General features: G+C 44.3%; 20 protein-coding genes and 1 pseudogene. 12 read left to right on the top strand and 9 right to left on the bottom strand.

Annotated features, from left to right (window positions below; genetic code table 11):
• The first annotated feature begins 7 nt into the window (after positions 1-7).
• The 6 genes and pseudogenes from ACED60_RS11750 to ACED60_RS11725 all read left to right on the top strand — a co-directional run bounded on the left by ACED60_RS11750 (position 8) and on the right by ACED60_RS11725 (position 7,854).
• Positions 8-1,159, top strand: a complete 1,152-nt coding sequence (locus ACED60_RS11750; RefSeq protein ID WP_371727589.1) for an anaerobic sulfatase maturase — start codon at positions 8-10, stop codon at positions 1,157-1,159.
• A gap of 17 nt (positions 1,160-1,176) precedes the next feature.
• Positions 1,177-2,073 carry a LysR family transcriptional regulator gene (locus ACED60_RS11745; protein WP_371727588.1) on the top strand — a complete coding sequence of 299 codons (897 nt, stop codon included), beginning with the start codon at positions 1,177-1,179 and terminating at the stop codon, positions 2,071-2,073.
• A gap of 186 nt (positions 2,074-2,259) precedes the next feature.
• Positions 2,260-3,798: a sulfatase-like hydrolase/transferase gene (locus tag ACED60_RS11740; RefSeq protein ID WP_371727586.1), complete on the top strand. Its 1,539-nt coding sequence runs from the start codon at positions 2,260-2,262 to the stop codon at positions 3,796-3,798.
• Positions 3,799-3,870: 72 nt separating this feature from the next.
• Entirely contained in the window at positions 3,871-5,301 is a 1,431-nt protein-coding gene (locus ACED60_RS11735; RefSeq protein WP_371727584.1) for a DUF1254 domain-containing protein, read from the top strand.
• Between the two features lie 176 nt (positions 5,302-5,477).
• Positions 5,478-6,722, top strand: a pseudogene (locus ACED60_RS11730) (NADH:flavin oxidoreductase/NADH oxidase family protein).
• A 217-nt stretch (positions 6,723-6,939) separates the two neighbouring features.
• Positions 6,940-7,854, top strand: coding sequence for a LysR family transcriptional regulator (locus ACED60_RS11725; RefSeq protein ID WP_017082586.1), 915 nt, complete (start codon positions 6,940-6,942; stop codon positions 7,852-7,854).
• A gap of 122 nt (positions 7,855-7,976) precedes the next feature.
• Here ACED60_RS11725 and ACED60_RS11720 read toward each other — a convergent pair whose 3' ends face one another.
• Complete coding sequence (locus ACED60_RS11720; protein ID WP_371727583.1) at positions 7,977-9,017, bottom strand: DUF1214 domain-containing protein; 1,041 nt, start codon at positions 9,015-9,017, stop codon at positions 7,977-7,979.
• Positions 9,018-9,684: 667 nt separating this feature from the next.
• On the opposite strand from ACED60_RS11720, the gene ACED60_RS11715 reads away from it, so the two are divergent.
• Positions 9,685-9,921: a YdcH family protein gene (locus tag ACED60_RS11715; protein WP_017060944.1), complete on the top strand. Its 237-nt coding sequence runs from the start codon at positions 9,685-9,687 to the stop codon at positions 9,919-9,921.
• 192 nt (positions 9,922-10,113) lie between these two features.
• Entirely contained in the window at positions 10,114-11,010 is an 897-nt protein-coding gene (locus ACED60_RS11710) for a LysR family transcriptional regulator (protein ID WP_102536787.1), read from the top strand.
• Between the two features lie 104 nt (positions 11,011-11,114).
• Here ACED60_RS11710 and ACED60_RS11705 read toward each other — a convergent pair whose 3' ends face one another.
• The 6 genes from ACED60_RS11705 to ACED60_RS11680 all read right to left on the bottom strand — a co-directional run bounded on the left by ACED60_RS11705 (position 11,115) and on the right by ACED60_RS11680 (position 18,449).
• On the bottom strand, positions 11,115-11,924 hold the full coding sequence (locus ACED60_RS11705) for an SDR family NAD(P)-dependent oxidoreductase (protein ID WP_371727582.1): 810 nt from the start codon (positions 11,922-11,924) through the stop codon (positions 11,115-11,117).
• A 302-nt stretch (positions 11,925-12,226) separates the two neighbouring features.
• A complete protein-coding gene (gene glpD / locus ACED60_RS11700; protein WP_371727581.1) occupies positions 12,227-13,786 on the bottom strand; it encodes a glycerol-3-phosphate dehydrogenase in 1,560 nt (519 codons plus the stop codon).
• A gap of 267 nt (positions 13,787-14,053) precedes the next feature.
• Positions 14,054-14,839 carry a DeoR/GlpR family transcriptional regulator gene (locus ACED60_RS11695; RefSeq protein WP_371727580.1) on the bottom strand — a complete coding sequence of 262 codons (786 nt, stop codon included), beginning with the start codon at positions 14,837-14,839 and terminating at the stop codon, positions 14,054-14,056.
• Positions 14,840-15,131: 292 nt separating this feature from the next.
• Entirely contained in the window at positions 15,132-16,655 is a 1,524-nt protein-coding gene (gene glpK / locus ACED60_RS11690) for a glycerol kinase GlpK (protein ID WP_065206658.1), read from the bottom strand.
• 59 nt (positions 16,656-16,714) lie between these two features.
• Entirely contained in the window at positions 16,715-17,569 is an 855-nt protein-coding gene (locus tag ACED60_RS11685; protein WP_004732234.1) for an MIP/aquaporin family protein, read from the bottom strand.
• 448 nt (positions 17,570-18,017) lie between these two features.
• Positions 18,018-18,449 (bottom strand): PACE efflux transporter, encoded by a 432-nt coding sequence (locus ACED60_RS11680; RefSeq protein ID WP_102249466.1) that lies wholly within the window; start codon positions 18,447-18,449, stop codon positions 18,018-18,020.
• 130 nt (positions 18,450-18,579) lie between these two features.
• On the opposite strand from ACED60_RS11680, the gene ACED60_RS11675 reads away from it, so the two are divergent.
• Positions 18,580-19,470: a LysR family transcriptional regulator gene (locus tag ACED60_RS11675; protein ID WP_371727579.1), complete on the top strand. Its 891-nt coding sequence runs from the start codon at positions 18,580-18,582 to the stop codon at positions 19,468-19,470.
• Between the two features lie 78 nt (positions 19,471-19,548).
• On the opposite strand, the gene arsB is transcribed toward ACED60_RS11675, so the two are convergent.
• Positions 19,549-20,604: an ACR3 family arsenite efflux transporter gene (gene arsB, locus ACED60_RS11670; protein ID WP_371727578.1), complete on the bottom strand. Its 1,056-nt coding sequence runs from the start codon at positions 20,602-20,604 to the stop codon at positions 19,549-19,551.
• A 102-nt stretch (positions 20,605-20,706) separates the two neighbouring features.
• On the bottom strand, positions 20,707-21,048 hold the full coding sequence (locus tag ACED60_RS11665) for a helix-turn-helix transcriptional regulator (RefSeq protein ID WP_171307549.1): 342 nt from the start codon (positions 21,046-21,048) through the stop codon (positions 20,707-20,709).
• 482 nt (positions 21,049-21,530) lie between these two features.
• On the opposite strand from ACED60_RS11665, the gene ACED60_RS11660 reads away from it, so the two are divergent.
• The 3 genes from ACED60_RS11660 (at position 21,531) to ACED60_RS11650 (ending at position 24,400) form a co-directional block, all read left to right on the top strand.
• Entirely contained in the window at positions 21,531-22,328 is a 798-nt protein-coding gene (locus tag ACED60_RS11660) for a Cof-type HAD-IIB family hydrolase (RefSeq protein ID WP_371727577.1), read from the top strand.
• Between the two features lie 181 nt (positions 22,329-22,509).
• The gene (locus tag ACED60_RS11655; protein ID WP_371727576.1) at positions 22,510-23,157 is read left to right on the top strand and encodes a DsbA family oxidoreductase; all 648 of its coding nucleotides are present in this window, start codon (positions 22,510-22,512) and stop codon (positions 23,155-23,157) included.
• 34 nt (positions 23,158-23,191) lie between these two features.
• Complete coding sequence (locus tag ACED60_RS11650) at positions 23,192-24,400, top strand: winged helix-turn-helix domain-containing protein (RefSeq protein ID WP_371727574.1); 1,209 nt, start codon at positions 23,192-23,194, stop codon at positions 24,398-24,400.
• Positions 24,401-24,450: the final 50 nt, after the last annotated feature.

Genomic DNA, 24,450 nt, shown 5'->3' with positions numbered 1-24,450 from the left:
AATCGATATGAACACATCTACTTATCCTTTTAGCTTATTCATTAAAGCAGAAGGGGCTCAATGTAATTTGGATTGTAGCTACTGCTATTATCTCAATAGACAAGATGTCGATAAGAGGTCTTCAATGTCTTTGGACATGATGGAGCAAATTGTCGGTGCTCATATCGACGCGCAGCCAATTAAAGATCAGCAAGTGGACTTTATCTGGCATGGTGGCGAGCCTATGTTAAGAGGGCTCGATTTCTATGAATCAGCGATGAAAGCGCAGGCAAGCAAAGTGACTACCAAGCTCGTCGTGAATACGATGCAGACTAATGGAACCATGATTAACGATCGCTGGGCGAGTTTCTTTGCTAAACATAATTTCATGATGGGCATCAGTATCGATGGCCCCAATATTCTGAATGACATCGCTCGGATCGACAAAAATGGCGAGTCGTCTTTTGAACGCACAATGCGTGGGGTGTCTTACCTAAAGAAGCACAATGTTGATTTTAATACGTTAACGGTCGTGAACAATAAAACCTACAAACACGGTAAAACGATCTATCAGTTTTTGGTTGAAAATGGCAGTGGTTACATGCAGTTTCAGCCTTGTATCGATCATGAGTTAGACAGACGAACAGGGCATGATTGGTCGTTAACCGGTGAGCAGTGGGGGCAATTTCTTTGTGACTTGTTTGATGCATGGAGCGCCAATGATGTCGGTAAAGTGTATATCCAGTTTTTTGAAAACTGTTTAATGGTGTTGATGGGCTACCAAAGCCAAATGTGCCATCACAGCGCGACTTGTGGGCAGCAATTAATGGTTGAGCATGACGGCAATGTTTACAGTTGTGACCATTATGGGTATCAAGATCATCAATTGGGCACCATGAACAGTGATAAGCTTGCAACTATGGCGAGCTCACCAGAACAAATCGCGTTTGGCACCAACAAATATGAAGAGTTAAACAGCACTTGTCGACGTTGTGATTTTGTTGAACTCTGCCAAGGTGGTTGTCCTAAAAACAGGATAGCAACAACTGAAGATGGCAGTCCGATGAATCATTTGTGCCAAGGGTATGAAATGTTTTTTCGTCACGCATTACCCAAATTATTGCCTATGGTAGAAGCGATGAAAAAAGGGTATTCGCCAGCGTACTTTCCACTTTTCTAAATCATTTGGAGTAGGGCATGACTAAAGACCTAAACTTACTGCGGCTCATTTTGGTGCTTAATGAAACTCGTCAAACGGTGAGTGCAGCAAAAGCTTTAAACGTAAGTCAGCCGACGATCAGTGTCATGCTTCGTAAACTCAGAGAACAATTTGATGACGAGTTGTTTGTTCGAGATAAAGCAAGGCTTGAACCCACCCCAAAATGCTTAAAGCTTATCGAAACCTTGCCTCTGCTATTAGAGCAACTAGATAACCTTTACATACCCAATGATAAGTGGGGCTTGGAAGATTTAAGAGGGGAGGTTCAAATCATGTTGCCTTCCCCGCTGTTGATCCCAGTGGGTGTGCCATTAATCAAAAAGCTGACCAAAGAAGCGCCGCAAGTGACGTTTCAATGTTCACCTTGGTTAGATAACGGCGTCCAGTCCCTAGAGACCAACCGAATGTGTTGGGGAGTGAGCTATCTTCCTATGGACGTCAATAAAACCCTGACTGAGCGCCCAGTTGGCTTTGATAAGTTCATGTTGGTGCTAAGAGCTGACCACCCAATTCAAGGCAATTCCCTTGAGGACATTCTGAAATACCCACTCTGTATCAATATGATCCCTGGTTATATTCAGCCGTCCAAGACGGAAATGTTGATCAAAAAATACGACTTAGATAAACACATCGGGCTCAGAAGCAACAATATGAATTTGATGCTAGAAGTCGTTAAGGACAGCGACTTCATCTATGTGACATCGTCGAAATGCCGCTATTTGCTTGATCACTCTTATCGCTGTATCGATTTACCGCCGGAACTGTTGAAAGACACCTATCGTCGAGAATTGGCACTGTTTACTCATCAAGCAAACCGCAATAACCCGTTCACGGATTGGCTTCAAAAAGAAATTACGTTGATTATTCAATCCTAGTGTCACGCTACTATTCCTTCTAAATAACTCCCCCTTTCTAACGGCCACTATTAAGAATCGTAATAGTGGCTATCAAGCCATTTTTGGCCTCTTTCTTATACCATTTACCTCAACAATGGTTCGCTGAGACATGCACAATTTTCGTTGTGACTTCAGCGATTTACTCATAGTGAATGAGGGTTATAAATGTATAAGTCTTTTGTTAAATCCGCTCTGGCGCTCTCGGTACTGGCGAGCGTCAATGTACATGCAGCGAGCCAACCCAATGTGGTTGCCATCATGCTCGATGATGTGAGCCCAACGGATCTGTCAGCCTACCACCGTGGTTTAGGCGCGGTGGATACGCCGAACATTGATCGAATTGCCGAGCGCGGCATGATGGTCAGCGATTACTACGCACAAGGCAGCTCTACCGCGGGGCGCTCTGCCTTTATCACGGGTCAATATCCTTTCCGAACAGGCTTAACGTCTGTCGGTCAGCCGGGCTCTTCACTTGGCCTTCAAAAAGAAGATCCAACCCTAGCCGAAATGCTGAAAGACAAAGGCTATGCGACCGTGCATGTTGGTAAAAGTCATTTAGGCGATAACAATAGTCACCTGCCAACGGTGCACGGCTTTGATGAATTCTTCGGTTTCCTATACCACCTCAACGTTATGGAGATGCCTGAACAGCCGGAATTCCCAACAGACCCTAACTTCAGAGGTCGCCCTCGTAATGTTCTTCACACCATCGCTACCGAGAGTGTGGACATGCAAGAAGACCCAAGGTTTGGTGTGGTTGGAAAGCAAACGATTGAAGATAAAGGTCCTTTAGGCTCTAAACGCATGCAAACCGTTGATGGCGAATTTTTGGAGTTTGCTACGAATTGGCTTGATAGACATGAAGCAGAGAAAGACGAACAACCTTACTTCATGTGGTACAACCCGACTCGTATGCACCAAAAAACACACGTGCGTCCTGAGTATCAAGGCGCGAGCCAAATCAACACGTATTACGATGGCTTGATTGAACTTGATGACCAGATCGGTGTATTACTCGATAAGTTAGAAGATCTTGGTGAAATTGATAACACGATAATCTTGTTTACCTCAGACAACGGCGTAAACCTAGATCACTGGCCTGATGGTGGTTCTGCCTCTTTCCGTGGTCAAAAAGGCACGACGTGGGATGGCGGTTTCCGTGTACCAATGCTGGTCAGCTGGCCAGATAAAATCCCTCAAGGTGAATACACCGATGGCTTCATGACTTCTGAAGACTGGGTGCCAACCATTATGGCAGCAGTGGGTGAAGGCCACATTAAGCAAGAACTGCTTGATGGAAAAGAGTTAAACGGCGAGCGTTACCAAGTCCACTTGGATGGTTATAACCAGCTGGATATGTTGACCAAAGGTGAGCCGAGCCAACGTCATGAGTTCTTCTTCTACAACGAGCAAGATTTAAATGCGTTCCGAGTTGATGATTGGAAAGTGCACCTAAAAACCAAAACGGAGTGGATTGCGCCTCCTGAAGAGTGGCCACTAGGGATGCTCATCAACATCAAGGCTGATCCTTACGAGCGTAGCCCTGATACTCGTGGTTGGTTCTTATGGATGAAAGAGAAGTCTTGGGTATTACCAAAGCTGCAAAAATCAGCGGCGGAATATCAGAAGTCACTCAAAGCGTTTCCACCAAGACAGAAAGCCGGTGGTATTGGTATGGCAGACAAATCAGTGGTTGCTGACTAGCGCCAAATACGACTAATACAAGGTGTGCTGTAACAAGCGCACCTTACATATTGCTTTTAGTTGGGACATTAAATGATGAAAAAAAACATACTTGCGGCAGCACTGACTTGTGCTTTCATGGTTGCACTTCCGTCTCCGGTACTCGCGAGCCAATCCGTGGACGCGACGAGTGCATCTATTGGGATCAAGACGGAAACTCTACCCATTGAGATGGCGAGTTTAGCGTCGCTCAAAAAGGATAATCAGCTATTGGCACAACTTGCCTATGAGTACGCGTACTCGATAGATGAAGCCTACAAATACTTTTACAAAACCGTCGTTGAGCAAGATTACCCTTTGAATCGATTCCAAAATATTCGAATACTTGCTGACGACACTTACACTGCGCACCCGACGATTAACAATGACACGTTACATTTGATGGGTTGGATGGACCTAGCAGCAGAGCCTGTCATCGTTACGATTCCAGACCATGATGACAATCGATACTGGTTGTTCCATACCATGAATATGCAGCACTTTACTGACTCGGCTTTTGGCTCTCCACAGCGAGGGACAAAAGGCGGCAGTTTCATGTATGCAGTTGAAGGGTGGAAAGGTGAAGTGCCTGCGAGTGTCGATCAAGTCATCTATGTCGAGCACCCGCTGGTCAAAATGATGGGTCGAATCATGGACCTTGGCGGTGACGATTCTGCAACTGCTCAAAAGTTAATGGATCAATGGAATGTTAGGACGTTGTCGGAATACTTAGGTCAGAAAGGGCCAGTTCCTATTGAGCGCGAGTATCCAGATCCTGAAGACTCTAATTGGGTCGAGCGAACCAATTTCATTCTGTCTGAAGGAACTATGAAGGCACATGACCAAAAGCTGCTTGAATTGTTCGAGTACATTGGCTTAGGAGATGTTGAATTAGGCAAAGCCAATCATCCATTTACGGCAGAGCAGCTTAGTATGATCGAGTCTGGTCAAAAAGACGGACTGGAACGAATTATTAATGCGGGCTTTGATGATTCACGTGACGTATTAGGCACTCGCGATGAAATGACCAAGGTTCCAAGCTTTCAGCACGCCTACGGCACCTTAATGGGCCAATGGGGGTTGCCTGCAAAACACACTATGTACAGCGGTGACTTCTTCGATAGTGAAGGTGGTGCGCTCGACGGTAGTAAGTATGATTACACGGTGACCTTCGATGCGCCACCGCTAGAAGAGGGTGGTTTTTGGTCATACACGGCCTACAGTGGTGAAACTCGATTGATGGAGAAAAACGACTTAAACCGTCATTCCCGTGGAGACAGAACGCTAACGCCTAATGCTGATGGCAGCTACACCATTTACATGAGTAGCGATGTAAAAGGGCATGAAGATGATCCTAACTTCTTACCTATACCCGATCACCAATGGTATTCAGTGTTACGCATGTACACGCCCGGTGAAGAGGTTAGAACAGATAAATGGAAATCGACACCATTTACCAAGGTCAAAAAATCCACGGTAAAGTGATGATTTAAGTCACCTGTTTAAGGTTTTGTTTATAATCGATTAATGCCAGTTGCTATGCCGCTGGCATTTTTTATTGAGCGAAACTTGCTTCGAAATAGGCGTTAAATGCTCAGAACTGTCGGATAAAATAGGGCATACTGGACTGAATATATAAACCAAAGAAAGTAACCACGCGCATGAATCCAATTTGCCTCAACGACCCTTTTTCTCTTCCTAATGGTCAAGTGATCAAAAATCGCCTGTTCAAATCGGCAATGAGTGAATAGCTAGGTGATAAACATCATAACCCTAAGTAAGGTTTAGTCACGCTTTACCAGCGTTGGGCTCAAGGAGGAATTGGCCTATCCATGACGGGCAACGTGATGGTCGATAGAGGTGCGCTTGGTGAACCTAGAAACGTTGTGTTGGATGAGCAAAGTGACTTAATCGTATTTCGTGAGTGGGCGAAGGCTGGAACACAAAATGGTTCGCAGATATGGATGCAATTGAACCACCCAGGAAAGCAAATTCCTAAATTCTTATGTGATAGCCCCGTTGCTCCTTCTGCGATCTCTTTAGAGCGCGGATTAGAAAAAGGCTTCAATACGCCACGAGCTCTGAATGAGACGGAAATAATCGCAATTATTGATAAATTCGCGCTGAGTGCAAAGCTATCAAAACAAGCGGGTTTTACTGGCGTGCAGATTCACGGTGCTCATGGTTATCTTGTAAGTCAGTTTTTGTCTTCGAGACACAATCAACGTCAAGACAAATGGGGTGGCTCACTCGAAAACAGACTTCGTTTCGTGCTTGAGGTTTATCGCGCGATTCGAAAAGAGGTCGGTGAAGATTTCCCTGTCGGAATTAAGCTCAACAGCGCTGACTTTATGAAAGGTGGCTTCACTGAAGAAGAGTCGATGCAGGTTGCGCAAACACTGAGTGATAACGGTATCGACCTGATTGAGATCTCTGGCGGCACCTATGAAAGTCCATCAATGATGGGTTCAAAGAGCAAAGCTGAACCAATCAAGGCCAGCACGGTAAAACGTGAAGCGTATTTTATGGATTACATGGTGAAGGCGAGAAAACTCGTCAGCACTCCGCTGGTGGTCACGGGTGGTTTTCGAACCGCGCAAGCAATGAATGAAGCATTAAACACCTCGGCGACCGATTTTATTGGTATTGCGCGCACAATGGCGATTGATCCTGATTTCCCTAACAAGTTAATTGAAGACCCTAGCCACGGCATGCCACTAACCGTGCCAACCACAGGAAAGCCCGCTTTAGACAAGATGGCGATGGTCGGGCTGGTTTGGTATGAACATCAGATGTGGCGCATTGCCTCTGGCAAGAACGCCGACCCAAAACTAAGCGCACTCGGTGTGGTGTTAAAAACAATTTTCAGCGCCGGCTGGCACGCTTTCAAAAAGCGCAGAGCGTAAGCAGTCATGGATTGTTAAAGCAGAACTTTGAGGAATTGAAGTTCTGCTTTTTCTATGATGATTTATTGTTTAGTTTGTCTAGATAGTAAGAAAGAGCTAAAGATCGTTAAGCGAATCAATCGTCAAATGAGCCATAATGAGAGAGATATTCGCTAAGTTAGCTTTTATCGCCAGACGGCTAAATATCTCCCTGACCAAACTTTAATGACAGGTAACTATGAAACAATTGGATCTCAATTTAATCCGCGTATTTCTGGTTTTGCTAGAAACCCAAAATACTCGCATTGCTGGCAATAAATTGGCGCTGAGTCAGCCCGCAGTGAGTAAAGCACTAGGGCGATTGAGAGAATACTTTGATGACGAATTGTTTACTCGTGTCCATTCAGGTTTGAAGCCAACTCCACGTGCGTTAGAGCTTGGTGAACGGCTGCCAATGATCATGGAAAGCTTAGACGACGTGATTCTTGAAACTCCAAGCTTTGACCCTGCCGAGTATCAAGGCAACATCACGATTGCGATTAACGGTTTTATCTCGAACTGGCTTGGTGCGCGTTTATGCCTTGGTCTCATTCAAGAAGCGCCCAATGCTCAAGTCAATATTGTTAATTGGGGCTCTCAAACGCTGAAAAAATTGTTGGATGGCGAGATACAAGCAGCTATCAACTTTTCTCCAATCGACACGAATAAGCAGTTTACCCATCAGATTATCGGTGAGGATGACTTTGTCGGGTTGGTTAAAACCGGCCATCCATTAGCTGGCAAAGTGATTTCACAGCAAGAGATAGATGAAGCGGAATACGCGAGTTTGGTGATACCGGGGTGGAATGATATTCAGCCTTATATCGCCAAGCATTTGTCGACAGAGCAGCTTAAAGTCAAAGCAAGAAGCTCGTATTTGCACACGCTATTAGAGGTCATTAAACAAAGTGACATGATTCTACCGTGTTCCAAGCAGCTTGCTCTTTATCTTCATGAAGAGTTCGATTATCTCTCTTTTCCTGATTATGCACCGGAAGAGCTCAAAAAAATCGTGCTGGTGGAATCTCATAACAAGAGAATGCACCCGATGAATCAATGGCTTAAGCGTAAAATTATCACTACCTCCCAAGCCATCATAAAAGAAAAGCAATAAGCCTCTCAAATGAGAGGCTAGGTTATTGTTAGTAGTTGTTATTGTTAGTAGTTGTTATTGTTAGCAGCTGTTATTGCCAGTTAATTAACACTAATCACTCGCAATTCAGTCGTTATTCCCCGCTATTGAGTGGTGACCTGTGGGAAGTTGTGCATCTCACCTGATGCTACCGCTTCATCACTAGGACGGTATGCACGAACCGCAAAGTTCCAGCCATCATCGTTTACTTCAATTACGTTATTTGCAGCGTCACAGGTTTGCCCTTTTGGCGCAAAGTGGATCGTGTAAGAACCGTCTTTATTGGGTGTTGATGTCGTTGAATCAGCACTGTTGTTGTTCGTCATCAACCAGCCTTGGCTTGAATAGGCCGTAATTGACCAATAACCGCCTTTGTCATAACGTAATGAGGGTGCTTCAAACGTGATGTTTGCACATTCTGTTTTACCTGTGCCCGCTCGTGATGTATACACAGCATGCTCTGCCGGCATACCAGCCCAACCCACCGCAGTACCAATCATAAACTGCTTGTTATTTGATGTTGCTGTGATGTTTGGTGTGAAGGCTTCTTCTGTCTTGATGTCATTAACTAGCTTCTCCCATTTTGCTCGGACGTTATCTCGAGAAGCATCATCCCAATCTGAAGCAGGTTCAAAAGGCTTAGCTGATTTCGCATTAATGACCGCCGCATCTTGCAGTCGATGCGCTTCATCTGCGCCAGCACTTGTTGCAGTTCGCATCAGTATGTAGATGTAGTCTGAACCTGCGATTTCTGAGTCGATGTAAATTTCTTCGCCACCATAAATGGCCATGTGGTTATCATGATTGTTATTGAAGATATGCATGATCTGGTACGCATTGCCTTTCGCCAGTTTGAATGTTGCGCCTTCTGAGACATCGACAACCGCGGTTGAATAGAGCAGGTCGGTGTTAGAGCGGATAATCATTTGGTTCTCTACCGTTACGTTCTCACGATTATGCTCAAAAACATTAACCGGTTGATGCTCTAACTGTTGAGTGAAGTAAAGGTCGCTTTCTGCACGAGCGAAGTTTTCGTCGGTTACTTCAACTGCTGCCATTGTTTGCATTGATGTGATGGTAATCAGTGTTGCTAAAATGGTCTTTTTCATATCGTTTACCTTGAGGTCGTCATTAGGAGATGACACTAATGTATCGGTTTGGTGGTGATTCTAAAAATGAATTGATGTTATTTAGATAATTACTAAAAGGAATTGAAAGGCCGGTTTTTGTGAAGCTTAGAGAGAGTTGTGACTGTTTTTTGTTCGTTTGGTGAAAGTTTTTTGCACGAAGACAGGTCGTTAGTTAGTGAAGCGATGCTTTGTTCATTAACTAAGGCTTTATCGGCAGGTAAGGCTTTAGTTAATGACTGAGGTATTCGCGCTTTTAAGCACTATGCTTTAGTCATGACTAAAAGAGGATTAATTATGAAATGGCTTATCTTATCTGTAACGCTATTGTTCGTGGCAGGATGCCAATCGACAGGCTCTGACACGTCTTCACATGATCAAATGAATCGAGTTCATTCTGGTGGTTGTAGCAGCTAATCCTTTTTTGAAAATACTTTTTAGCTGCTGTTATTATCATTTCTGTCACTGTTCTTATAAAGAACTCACCTCTACAAAGCCTTGCGATTACGTGAGGCTTTCTTCTATGTAAAACAATGCATCCCTGCCGATTTATGTTGTAAATTTGTGAATCTGAACTGTCTATATTCTAGGCTGTGTACTGGACCTCATTTGTTATTTGAGTCCCTTGCTAAGGTAAATAATGAATGTGTACTACCAATCACTTTACTCAACTTAAGAGGTTTCTATGCTAGGTGAAAATCACTCTCTTGTTCACGAATTTCCTGAAATGAAAGACAAAATTGCTGAGCTTGCTAAAACTGACGATGGCTTTGCAGCAGATATGAAGACATACGACAACCTTGATAAAGAGATTCGTAAACTAGAGCTGAAAGATTCACCCATTGATGACGGCTCGATGCACCAATTGAAACATGATCGTTCTGAGCTTAAAGATTTACTGCATGCTCGTTTAACGGGCTAGTGAGTTGGTAATTTTGCTGACTATCTAAATGGCGAATTACAGACTTAGACAAAAACTCCTTCGGGAGTTTTTTTTCGTTTTGGCTCAATCACTTCTTCACAATTCAACTGAGTTAATACGTTGTATTGTTATGTGAATGACGCATAATGAGGGTTACTGGTACACGATTTTTAAGATTTTATTGGTAATCTCATGAATATTGAACACCTCAAATTGTTTGTTCGTTTAGCTTCCACACATAACATCAGCATGGCTGGGCAAGAGCTTGGTTTGTCTCCTGCTGTTGCAAGCTCGCACATCAGTAAACTGGAAGACAATTTAGGCGTTCGCTTGGTCCACAGAACCACTCGTAAGGTCTCTTTAACCGAAGAGGGGGAAGCATTCTTACCTCATGCTGAAGAAGTGTTATCGAGCGTGGATGCTGCCAAATCGGCGGTCGGTGTGGGTTGTGATTCTCCAACCGGAACGCTGAGAGTTACCGCATCTGCGTCTTTTGGGCGTTTGCATCTTGTCCCTGCTTTACCTGGATTCTTAGAGCGCTACCCTGGGTTAAAAGTCGATCTCAGGCTATCAGATTCGATGGTGGATGTTGTTGAGGGTGGCTTTGATATCGCAATTCGTATCTCAGAGCTGAAAGACTCGACACTGATTGCCCGAAAACTTGCGACAGACAAGCGTATTGTGTGTGCATCGCCTGATTACTTAATTAAATATGGTAAGCCAGCCACACCTCGAGATCTTAATGATCATCAGTGTATTAGCTTGATTGGTTTAGAAAACTGGACCTTCAATACTGAAAGCGGGCCTAAGACGATTAAGGCATCTGGGTCGTTCAGGGCAGATAACGGGGAAGCACTGCGTGACGCAGCCTCAGGTGGTATGGGTATCACGGTGACATCGAATTGGTGTGCCTATGAACAACTGAAAAGCGGTCAGCTGGTTCAAATATTAGAAGATTACCCATTAACCTCAGAGCCTGCAATTTGGGCTGTGTACCCAAGCACAAGATTACTTGCACCAAAGGTGAGAGCCTTCATCGACTACTTCTCTGAATATTATGGTAACCCGCCGTATTGGGAACAAACGTAGAGACAAACGTTGTACGAAAAAGCCCTGCGTGTCTAAGTTAATTTATTAGAAACGCAGGGCTTTTTATTGAGATTTGCAAATTAACTCAGTACGAGTCGTCGCAATTAAGAAAGTGTTGCTTTGATGATCTCTTCAATTTTAGCGACAACTTGCTGCGATTTATCGCCGTAAATCGCATCTGGGTGCGGGTTCGCAAACCTGTTGTTGTCGTTATCAAAGTATTGACCACCTACTTGTGCGAACTCATCAGACAATGATGCGCGAACCAGAATATCAGAACCGATGCTTAGGTCTCCGCCTGCAATGCCATAAGCGTCTTTCACCATCTTACTGCCTAGTAACGAAGCTGGGTTGACCGCAACCACCATTGGCCCTGTAGAACCTAACTCTTTTGCCATCTCGCGAGTCCACATGGTGATCGCAAGCTTGCTTTGTGCGTAAGCGTCGCCATCAGAAAGCGGTTTCTTGCCTTCTAGCGCTTCGATGTTCACTGCTGCTTGCGCCGCTGAAGATAGGTTCACTACTCGGCTAGATGCATCGAGGACAGGTAGCAGACGTTTAGTCAGGTGGTATGGTGAAATGGTATTCACAACAAAACGAACATCTAAACCGTCTTTAGTGATTGGGTTCGGAGTGTTGAACACACCTGCGTTGTTAATCAGTACATCAATCTTATCGTGCTCAGCAATTACTTTGTCAGCCAACGCATCCACATCGGCCAGAACAGACAAGTCTGCCACGTAACTTTGAATTTTCGCTTCTGCAGAGATAGCCACAAGTTGCTGCTCAACGTCTTTGAGTTTGCTTGGGTTACGTCCATGCAATAAAACGTGGTGGCCTTGTTGAACAAGTACTTTTGCCGTTTCGAAGCCGATACCATCGGTAGAGCCTGTGATCAGAATAACTTTTTGCATGGAATAGATTCCTTATTAAAGCGCTGACATAGTGAGCGTTTTTAAATGTGTCGTTTCGTTGAGGTAAAGAATAGCAACCTTTTATGAAGTTGATAATCGACCGGATTAATAAAACACTATTTAGTTTTTGTTGAAAATGGGGGAGTGAACAAAGCCTCAGTCCGTGCGAAGGAGACGATCAATCGAGAGATTTATCTGATCGAGTTCTTAGGCCGGAATAGCAGGCAATAAAAAAGCTTAGCGCGGGGGACGCTAAGCTTCGTTGTTAAATATGTTCTTGAACCATGTTTAGGCTGGTGGGGTTAGCCTACTTGAGAAAAGCTTACAACCTTGCTTTGTAGCTTCTCTTTCAGGTAATCCGTCACCGCTTGCTGCTCGGATTCGCTCATGTACAGGCCAAGTTTGGTTCTGCGCCACAAGATATCTTCGTCAGTCATCGCCATCTCTTCATTGATCAAGTAATCGATTTCAACTTGATAAACGCCATGCGCTTCGCTTGAGAATTGGATGCCAAGGTCAGCTTCGCTATTTGCGGCTTCCAGTAGCTTCCACGTGTAAGTACCAAATTGAGTCACGTAGCGAAGTAACAACGCTTCAGATGCCCAAGGGTATTTAGTGTGGATCATCTTCGCAAGTTGCTCTCTGCTGCAACTAAAGTTACCACCTGGAAGCGTGTCGTTTGCTGTCCATGGTGCACCCATGTTGGTTAGGTGCGGCTCAAGCTTCTTAAGTGCTGCTTCGCCGAGTTTACGATAAGTAGTTAACTTGCCACCGAAGATCGAAAGCAATGGTGCTTGATCAAGCTCTGCGTCCAATTCCAATGTGTAGTCACGAGTGATCGCTTGTGGTGAATCCGATTCGTCGTCACAAAGCGGTCTTACGCCACTGTATGTCCAAACCACGTCTTCACGACCAAGCTGTTTAACAAAGTGTTGGTTAACAATATCAATTAAGTAATCCACTTCGACATCATCAATTGCGACGTTACGTGGGTCGCCTTTGTATTCAAGGTCGGTGGTGCCGATGATCGAGAACTTATCTAGGTAAGGGATCATGAACACAATACGATTGTCTTTGTTTTGCAGGATGTACGCTTGTGGTTCGTCGTGAATACGTGGCACAACAATGTGAGAGCCTTTGATCAGACGAATATTACGAGGCGAAGCTTGCTCTAATCCATCATCAAAGAACTGCTTAACCCAAGGGCCAGCTGCGTTGACCAGTGCTTTCGCTTTACGTTCAAAACGCTGGTTTGTCATCACATCAAGGATCGTCACATGCCAAATACCACCTTCGCGGTGCGCTTTTTCAACACGGCAGTAGTTACGTACTTCTGCGTTGTTTTCTTTTGCTGCCAACACGTTGAGCAATACCATTCGCGCATCGTCAACCCAGCAATCTGAGTATTCGAAACCGGTCTTCATTTCTGGCTTCAATAAACCTGATTTAGCCAAGTTCACCGTTTTACTTCCAGGAAGTGTGGTGCGTTTACCCAAGTTATCGTAAAGGAATAGGCCACAGCGGATCATCCAAGCTGGGCGTAAAAATGGTCGATGAGGTAAACGGAAACGCATTGGCTGTGCAACATGAGGTGCTTTTCTTAACAATACTTCGCGTTCTGCAAGCGCTTCCGAAACCAAACGAAACTCGTAATGTTCAAGGTAACGTAAGCCACCGTGGATCAGTTTTGAACTTGCAGATGAAGTAGCAGAAGCAAAATCATTTGCTTCGTATAAGCCAACGTTTAGACCACGACCTGATGCATCTGCCGCGATGCCTGCACCATTGATGCCGCCGCCAATCACGATCAAGTCTAAAGTGGAAGATGTACTGTTGTTTGAATTATTTTGTTGAGCACTCATGGTTTTGACCTCTTCTGAGCGAACGAGCATTTTAGAACATAATTGAATCCTATATGAACTTTCGTTTGCGGTCATTTATTATTTTCGTTAATGCGCGTTTTATGTGATTTGGGCATAAAAAAACCTCTGCTTATGAAAGCAGAGGTTCAAATAAGTCTAATTCGAGCATAGAAGCGACAGTGGTAGTGAGCAAGTTTTACTTTTTTAACTTTTCTATAAAGAATCGTGATTCATTATAGAAAGTGGCTCACCGAGCACTTATGTTAGTTATTCGCTCACAGGACGAGCGGTATCGATTACTTCTAATGGTATTGCTGAATCTTTAAGGATGTTGAGAATCTCTTCTGGTGGCTGTTTATTGGTAAAGACCATGTGCGCTTGAGAGATATTACCGAGCTTAACCATCGCGTTACGGCCAAACTTAGTGTGGTCGACGGCTAAGAAGATGCTGCGACTGTTTTCGATGATAGCTTGTTTCACACGAACTTCGTGGTAATCAAAGTCGAGCAGTGAGCCATCAAAGTCGATGCCGCTGATGCCCAAAATACCGAAATCGAGGCGGAACTGCTTCACGAAATCGAGTGTCGCTTCGCCAACTATACCGCCATCACGGTTTCTCACTTCGCCACCCGCCAAGATAACCTTGATCTCTGGGTTCGGTAGAAGGATGCTGGCAACGTTAATGTTGTTGGTGACGACTCTTAGTTGTTTGTGGTTTTTGTTGAGTGCGCGTGCCACCGATTCTGGCGTGGTACCGATATCAACGAATAGGGTTGCACCATCTGGGATGTGATTAACCAGTTCGTCGGCGATCACGTCTTTTTCGTTGAAGTTAAGCGCTTTACGCGTGTTATACGAGGTGTTTTCCGAGCTTAAAGGAATGGTTGCACCACCATGATAGCGACGAATTTTGTTGCTATCGGCAAGTTCATTGAGGTCTCGTCTGATGGTTTGTGGGCTGACATCGAACTTTTCAACGAGCTCTTCGGTACTCACATATCCTTGTGTTTTTACCAGATCTACAATCTGCTGGTGTCTTGGTATCTGCTTCACTTAACTTACCACTCCCTGCGCGCAAAGGGCTCTAGCGCGTCAAAATCGAAAATATAAACTCACGCTATTGTGCTCGAATTGATGAAAAGAGAGAAGTAATGATGGTAAGGAATCATGTCTAAACCGCAAAAACGCTGCGCAAAACGCGGAATTTGAGCCTGAAACGCAAAAAAGAGCACAAAATAGTGCTCTTTTTAGTTTCGTTTGCTGAGGTTCGAACAATCTAGTCGATTAGATTACTCGAGTTCCTAGATCAGCGGCTAATGATTAACGATTAATTGAGTACTTAGTATTACTCGTTGTCATCGTCATCGTGTAGCTCAGACCAAACCTGTGCACACTTGATAGCACGCTTCCAGCCTTTGTAACGGCGGTTACGCTTCTCTTCGTCGTGGTGCGGCATGAATGTGCGGTCAAGAACGGCTTTGTCTTGAAGCTCATCAATACTGTCCCAGAAACCAACCGCTAGGCCAGCAAGGTAAGCGGCACCCAGAGCGGTTACTTCCGTTACTTCAGGGCGGTGAACTTCAGTATCTAGCACATCAGATTGGAATTGCATTAGGAAGTTATTCGCTACTGCGCCGCCATCAACACGTAGTTTCGCTAGCTTGATGCCAGAGTCCGCTTGCATTGCGTCTAGTACGTCACGCGTTTGGTAAGCAATACCTTCCAACGTTGCACGGATGATGTGGTTAGAGTTAACACCACGAGTCAGGCCAACAATCGTACCGCGAGCGTAAGCATCCCAGTATGGTGCGCCTAAACCAGTAAACGCCGGGACTACGTAAACGCCGTTTGAAGAATCCACTTTGGTTGCGAAGTACTCAGAGTCTTCTGCGCCAGCCAGTAGCTTCATTTCATCACGTAGCCATTGGATTGATGCTCCGCCCATGAATACTGCACCTTCAAGTGCGTATGCAGGCTCACCTTTAGGACCACATGCTAGCGTTGTTAGTAGGCCGTTCTTTGATGTTACTTTTTCTTGGCCTGTGTTCATTAGAAGGAAACAACCTGTGCCGTAAGTGTTCTTAGCTTGGCCTGCTTCTACACACATTTGACCGTAAAGTGCCGCTTGTTGGTCACCCGCAATACCCGCGATTGGGATACGCGTACCGCCTTTACCACCAAGGTTCGTTTGACCGTAAACCTCTGAAGAGCGCTTCACTTCAGGCATCATGACTGCTGGAATGCCCATTTCATCAAGTAGCTTCTGGTCCCAGCATAGGTCGTTGATGTTGAACAACATAGTACGTGACGCGTTGGTGTAATCCGTAACGTGAACACGTCCTTGAGTCATCTTCCAAACCAACCAAGTATCAACTGTACCGAACAGTAATTTGCCAGCTTCAGCGTCTTCACGAGCGCCTTCAACGTTGTCTAGAATCCATTTTACTTTGGTACCTGAGAAATACGGGTCAAGGACTAAGCCAGTATTGTCACGTACGTAGTCTTCTAGGCCACGCGCTTTTAGGTCTTCACAGATGTCTGCAGTACGGCGACACTGCCATACGATTGCGTTATAAACAGGCTTGCCTGTCTCTTTGTTCCAAACAATGGTGGTTTCACGTTGGTTCGTGATACCAATGCCCGCTAGCTCATCGCTGCGAATGCCTGCTTTAGCAAGAGCTTCAACCAATGTAGAGCTTTGAGTTGCCCAGATTTCCATTGGATCGTGCTCAACCCAACCTGCTTTCGGGTAAATCTGAGTGAATTCTCTTTGAGAAGAGCTAACGATGTTTGCATCGTGGTCGAGGATTACAGCGCGAGAACTTGTAGTGCCTTGGTCTAGGGCAACAATGTATTTTTGCTCGGTCATGGTAAGAATCCTTTTTCTTTCGTTATTTATATTTTAGTAAATGTAAGGTCGCTTAGGGATTAAGCTTGAGCTTGTTCAGCTTCTTCTTCTGTTTCACATTGGTTTGGAATTGTGCAGCCTTGGCCTTCTACTGGTAGGTAAGCACCGATAACACGTGGGTACAACCAACCACCAAAACACGCACCAGCAATTGGAGCAAGAATTGGAACGATGAAGTAAGGAATATCACGAGCACCGCTTAGTGCGAAATCCCAACCTGCAAAGTAAGCAAAAAGTTTTGGCCCGAAGTCACGAGCAGGGTTCATTGCAAAGCCAGTCAGTGGACCTAAAGAACCACCAATTACTGCGATAAGAATACCGATCAGTAGAGGATTCATTGCACCGCGAGATGCGCCGTTGTTCTCATCACCTAACGCTAAGATAGCGAACATCAAAACAGCAGTAATCACAAATTCCACAGCAAAAGCGCCAAAGAAAGAAAGTGAAGCATGTGGGTATGTTGAGAAAATACCTGCTGTTGATAGTGCGTCTTGGCTGCTACGAACGAAGTTATGTGCGATTTCGTAGTCAGTAAATAGGTTGCTGTACAGGCTGTAAACCAATGCTGCAGAGCAGAAAGCGCCAAGCAGTTGCGAAATGATGTAAGGCACCACTTTCGCTTTATCAAAGCCATGGAACATGGCCAGTGCAATCGTTACGGCTGGGTTGATGTGTGCGCCTGAAACGCCGGCAGTACAGTAAATTGCAATCGCAACACCGAAGCCCCAGATGATGCTGATTTCCCATTGTCCGAATGTCGCACCGGTTAATACCAGAGCGGCCACACAGCCAACGCCAAAGAATATGAGTAATCCTGTACCGATAAATTCAGCCAAGCATTGCCCAAATAAAGAAGGGTGTTTGTTTGTTGTCATGTTCGAGTCCTTTTTAGTTTTGCTTATCTAGCACGTGCATTGTGCATAAATTTGCGAACTCGAAAATAAACGAACATAAAAAGTGAGCGTTTGAGCATGAAATTGTTAATTAAAGTCACTTGAAATGTTAATCCGAACACTTTTGCTCGGAAAAGACGCTCGCATGAACGTCATTGTTCGAATGGATGTGTTTCGAGGTCGCTAAAACTACCTGTATGTAAACGGATGCACAACTGGTACGAGGAGTTTATGTTTGGATTTGTGATGCTACTTCGTGAGTGGTGGATTATTAGACTTAATTAGGGAGGGCTGTGTGATGTTTTTGCTATGTAACAAGGGCGTTAACAAATGAGCTTATATGCATAAATGAATAAACTGCCAACTATGTTGTAGTTTGGCAGTTTTAATTTGGGTGTATGTTCTTGTTATACGATACGAACTTACCGCTCTAAACCAGAGCTGTAACCTTTCCTCTCGCAACCAACTGAGCTCGGATCGAGTCATACACCCAATTGAACGCAATCGCGTAAAGCACGAAGAAGATAACAATTCCGATATCCATTACTAGTACAGTCCAGAAATCGAGTTGAAGTACCCACATTAGTAGCGGGAACGTCACCAGCATCAAACCCAGTTCGAAACCTAAGCCGTGCAGAATACGTGTTTTTTTGGTTCGTTTGTTGCGGTCAGCACCGTAAATCTTGTCGTAACCGTAGTTGTAGACGTAGTTCCACGTCATCGCAATCAGCGACAAAGACAGCGCCAAGCCTGCCATTTTTACTGCTCCGCCCCCAACAATGTAAGTTGCCGCCACGGCCATCAAAATCAAAGCTGCTAATTCAAATAGCACCATGTGCAACATGCGTTCTTTATGTGACATTTTTCTAACTCTCTTTACGATTAAATAGCCGCCGATGGGCTAATGACTTGGCTAGATAATATCTAGTTAAGTGATAATATAAAGATATTTAGCATCATATATAGTGATGGTAAGTTTTGGGAGAAACCAAATGTACAACATTGAACAGCTGAAAATGTTTGTGTATGCCGTTGAATTAGGGTCATTTTCTGCCAGTGCTCGTCATTTGGGTAAGGTGCAGTCGGCGGTGAGCCAAGGCATCAGTAATCTTGAAATAGATTTTAATGTTGAGCTTTTTGATCGTTCGACTCGAAAGCCTTCACTAACCAAAGCGGGCGAGCAGTTATTTAAACAGGTGAAAGCGATCGTGCTTCAGGTTGAAGATCTGAATGTGACGGTTAACGCGATGGGTAGCGGCGAAGAGGGGCTCATCAAAATTGCATTAGATGATTCATTACTGGTTCCGAATTTATCTAAGATCCTTAGTCAGTTCAGTCAACAATTCCCTGCTACTGAAGTTGAACTGGTTGCGTGTACCACAACAGAGGTCAATCCGTTAATTATCGAAGAGAGAGCCGACATTGGACTGATGTTTACCAATTTGGCTTTTGATGTAGGCTCTGAGCCTTGCTTTATCGGTCACTTACCGTTTATTGCTGTGTGTCATCCAAGTCATTCGCTCGCAAAAACAGGTGTGGCGAAACTCTCTGATTTACTCCCGCATCGTCAGTTAATGTTGAGGGGAGACAAAGGTAAGGTGATGGATCAGTTTCCGCTGATTGCCGGAAAGGTATGGTGGTCAAACAGCTTTATTGTTATCAAAGAGATGGTGCTCGGCAGCGATATTGGGTGGGCATACTTACCCAAACACCTTGTCGAAGAGGAGCTGAACAAACAGCGTTTAGTGGAGATTAATGTCTCATTCGATCACAAAACATGGTCGCCGCCCGTTGATCTTGTTCTGTCTAAAACACGCTCAAAAGGTCCTGCATTACTTTGGCTTGAACAAGCATTGAAAGGCTTATTAGACGAAACTGAATAAAGAAAAGGCTCACCGCTTAGCGTGTGAGCCTTTCTGTTTAAAGTGATACTGCTTGCTTGCTAGATGTAGATGTAGACGCTAGACACTAGGTTTAACCGTCTGACCGTTGTAGTACTTGTCTTTCATCTTAAGCGCCACGTTCACTAGGTAAATCAACACCGGTACTTCAATCAGTGGACCGATAACACCTGCAAACGCTTGGTCTGAGTTGATACCGAATACTGAGATAGCAACGGCAATCGCTAGCTCGAAGTTGTTACCTGTCGCTGTGAATGCAATTGATGCGTTCTTGTCGTATTCAATACCCATCTTCTTACCAATGAAGAAGCTGATGAAGAACATTGCTGTGAAGTAGATAGTTAGTGGAACAGCAATCAACAATACGTCCATTGGCAGTTCAACAATCATCTCGCCTTTTAGGCTGAACATTAGAACGATAGTTGCCAGTAGTGCAATCAGTGTGATTGGTGAGATGCGTGGAATGAACACATCGTTGTACCATTGCTCGCCTTTCATCGACACTAGGATCTTACGGCTTAGGAAGCCTGCTAGGAATGGGATACCTAGGTAGATAAGTACACTGTGTGCAATATCGAGCATTGAGATATCAACCATCATGCCTTCGTAACCGAATACCGGTGGTAGAACGCTGATGAATAGCCACGCCATAAAGCTATAGCTCACCACTTGGAATGCACTGTTCAAGGCAACCAACGCCGCGCCGTATTCTTTGTTACCGCCGCCGATGTCGTTCCAAACCAGAACCATTGCCACACAACGAGCAAGACCAATCAGAATCACGCCGACCATGTAACCTGGGTGGTCACCTAAGAATGTTAGCGCCAACACAAACATCAGAATTGGGCCAACAAGCCAGTTCATGATCAAAGATAGTTTGATCGCTTTCTTATCTTTTACCACGGTGCCTAGCAGGTTGTAGTTAACCTTAGCCAGAGGTGGGTACATCATTAAGATAAGGCCAATTGCCAGTGGAATGTTGGTTGTGCCAACAGACATTGATTCGTTCCACTGTTCGATTTGTGGGAATAAGGTGCCAAGCAGTACACCAATGCCCATGGCGATGAAGATCCACAGCGTTAAGTAGCGATCGAGAAAACCTAATTTTGGTTTCATTATATTATCTCTTTAGTTGGTATCGTTAATCGTCGAAAAGCGATATTTAAAGGCAAAAAATACGCTTAGTTTATTGTGTTCGACAAACTAAGCGTGGTTAATCTATTTTAAAATAATGTCGATAAGCGATTCAAATTGCTGAATATTATCTCGGTTAATGCGATAGCACATCTTCGGTGGTATCGATTCAGCAGTGATGAAGCCTGAGGTTTTCAAGATTCTTAGGTGCTCTGATACTGTTGATTGAGCCAAGCCTAATTCACTCACCAAGTCACTGTTCAAACAGCCGCCCGATTTTTCTAACGTTGAAAGGATACTCAATATACGAACTCTTGCCGGGTGAGCGAGCGCTTTCGCTAGAGTTGCCATTTGCTTTTCAGCTTCGACATCACCATGTCCGATTGGCAGAGCACAGCCAGCAGTTGTAGAGCAAGTTTCGTTCATATTGATGTTTCGCTTTCCATAATCGTTAAAAGACGATTAATGGTAGGCCTATTTCTTTTATTGGTCAATGCGAAATTTGAAAGTCGGCTTAAATTGGCATCTCAGAACAGTGTTTTTAGTTAAGCTTGATATTCGATTTTTATCTGTTTTTACCTTCTTATTGCGCATAAACAAGATCTTAGATTTAAACAAAGAAATCGACCGAAAAGCATTGCATTCACTGGCTACTCTAGCGATATAATCGAAGGCAGAACCGTTACACAAGATAACGAAAAATCATAATTTGCTATTTAATTTTCATACCAATCACAGTAAGTAAATGATCAGAAATAGCGCAGGGAAAAGACTTGAGAACAAGGCGGAATTTTTTGATAAGTAGTTATTCTACAATCAAAAATTCTAACGCAGTTATCGAGTATTTTAACCAGCTAGGATGAACAGTTATTTACTACGATTGGTATTACTTATAGGTAAGCCCTGAAATGCCACAACAGAACATCAAATTTATCGCTGCTGATATGGACGGCACTCTTCTTAATGAACACGGAAAGTTAGACCCAGAATTCTTTAATCTTTATGAGCGACTAGAAGCTCAAGACATCATTTTTGCTGCGGCATCGGGTCGTCAGTATTACAGCCTGATGGAAACATTTTCTCCGCTAAAAGATCGCATGATGTTCGTTGCTGAAAACGGCACATTAGTGATGCACAAAGGGCAAGAGCTCTACAGCTGCTTACTTGATACTGATGCCATCAAAGACATCATCAAAGAAGCGCGTGCGATTGAAGGTGCACACGTTGTACTTTGTGGTAAAAAGTCTGCATACATTGAAACCAAAGATGAGCGTGCTTTAGCGGAGATCTCTAAGTACTACCATCGCCGTGCGCAAGTAGAAGACTTACTGGCGGTAGAAGACGATTTCATCAAGGTGGCTATCTGTCACTTCGACGGTTCACAAGAGAAAGTGAACCCAACTATTGATGCCAAATTCGGTGAGAACTACCAAGTGGTTGTGAGTGCAAAAATTTGGTTGGATGTGATGAACGCTGAAGCGTCAAAAGGTGCGGCGATTAAACATCTACAAAACACACTTGGCTTCACTTACGAGCAGACCATGAGCTTTGGTGACTACCTCAATGACTTGGAAATGCTTAAAGAGAGCTACCACTCTTACGCGATGGAAAATGCACATCCTAAGTTAAAAGAGATCGCACGTTTTAGCGCGCCAAGTAACGTTGACGCGGGTGTATTCCAAGTACTTGAGAAGTTGCTAGCGTAACGCTCTTAAGCTCGACCCGATTTTTATCAAAGCCAACTCGTGAACATGAGTTGGCTTTTTTGTTCGTTAATGTTGAATTTAGTTAAATTTGAACGATTGTTCAGGTTGTTGTAGTCTGAAGATAAATTGGATGCCTGCTTTTACTGCAGACATGCCTTATCAATGATCACTTGGAATGACGATGAGCAAGAAACTTCAACTCGATATTATTTCTGACGTAATGTGCCCATGGTGCGTAGTCGGCTACAAAAACTTAGAGCAAGCCATTACGGAACTTGGCTTAGCGGAGCAAATTAAACTTGAATGGCAGCCGTTTGAGCTGAATCCCGATATGCCGCAAGAAGGTGAAAATCTGCGTGACCATATCATGAGAAAATACGGCTCTAGCGCAGAAGAGAGTCAAAGTTCACGCGAACAGCTTGCGGCGCGTGGCAAAGCGGTTGGTTTCGATTTCAATTTCTATGACAGCATGAGAATGGTTAATTCACGTCACCTACATGTGCTGCTCGATTTCGCGTTGGTGCATGGCAAACAGACTGAGTTAAAGCTACGCTTCTTTACTGCTCATTTTTCAGAGCAGAAAAATTTGTCCGATCTTGAGGTTATCGCGCAAGAACTTGAAGCAGTTGGCTTAGACTCAACGAAAGCACTGAAGCGCCTAAAGAACATCGATAACTTGAAGCAAATTGAAGCGCAAGAGTTTGAATGGCAACGCATGGGAATCTCAGCGGTTCCTACCGTGGTATTCAACCGAAAGAGTGCAGTCACTGGTGCGCAGACGGTCGAAACGTACAAGCAAATTCTTCAAGAACTTATTGCTGAATCATAAGCCGATTATTGGTATCAATTAGAGTCTGAATTACATGGAATCACTGTCACTCGCTCAAGCGCAAAAACTGGTATTGCTTTCGCAAAAGCTGCCGCCTAAGAAGTTACCACCTAAAAAGCAACGCAATGGGGGCACTTTGGCGAACACGCTGTCTGCGATTGAAAACCTTGGATATGTGCAAATTGATACCATCTCTGTGATTCAGCGAGCTCACCATCATACGCTGTGGAATCGTAATCAAGACTACAAGCTTGATCATCTGGATAAGCTGTTAGAGCGTCGAGAAGTGTTTGAGTATTGGTCGCACGCTGCCGCTTATCTACCTATGCGTGATTACCGTTTCAGCTTGCATCGAAAGAACGGGTTTGCGAGCGGTAAGCTTAAGCATTGGTATAAAAAGGATGATGCACTGATGGCGCATGTTCTCAAACGCATTGAGAGCGAAGGGCCGTTAATGGCGAAAGACTTTGAAGGGGATAGACCAAACCCTGGGGGATGGGGCGGAAAACCGGCCAAACAGGCGCTAGAGACGTTGTTTATGCAAGGCGACCTAATGGTGCCGAGCCGAGTGAACTTCCATAAGGTGTATGACCTAACCGAACGAGTTTTGCCGAGTGGCATTGATACCTCAGAACCAACGGAACAAGAGTACATCGAGCATCTGATAACACGTTATTTAGAGGCTAACGGAGTTGGAATAGCGTCGGAAATGAGCTACCTACTTAAGAACACTAAGCCTCTGATTCAGAAAACACTCCAACAGATGCTTGAAGATAAGCAGGTTCTGAAAGTAGAGATTCAAGGCTCTGATTACTATGTACTGCCTGATGCGTTTGAGTTGTTGAATCAACCCCTTTCTAGAACCAAGTTAAAGATATTGTCTCCGTTTGATAACCTGTTGATTCAACGAAAGCGAATGCAATCACTGTTTAACTTTGATTATCTTCTTGAGTGCTATGTTCCAGAAGCCAAGCGTCAGTTTGGTTATTTTAGCTTACCGATTCTCTGGCAAGGTGAGCTGGTGGCACGAATGGATTGCAAGGTCGACAGGAAGAGTGGTTTGCTCAATATCCGTAACTTGGTTGTGGAAGAGCGAATTAAAAACCATGAGTCTTTGGTTCATGCTTTATGCGATGAACTAAAACACTTCATGGTGTTCAACCAATGTGATGAGATGATCGTCCATAACACCACACCCTCTGATCTTGGTAAGCGCTTGATGAGCCATTGGCAAACAGTCTAGCGGTTTTGTTGTTAAAAAAACTCTTCGTTACTTAGAAGCCTCTTTGCTAA

This window comes from Vibrio sp. 1F279 (assembly GCF_041439815.1).
Lineage (GTDB): Bacteria > Pseudomonadota > Gammaproteobacteria > Enterobacterales > Vibrionaceae > Vibrio > Vibrio tasmaniensis_A.
Note: the sequence above shows the minus strand (reverse complement) of the source record. Positions and strands in the feature narration are given on the sequence as shown.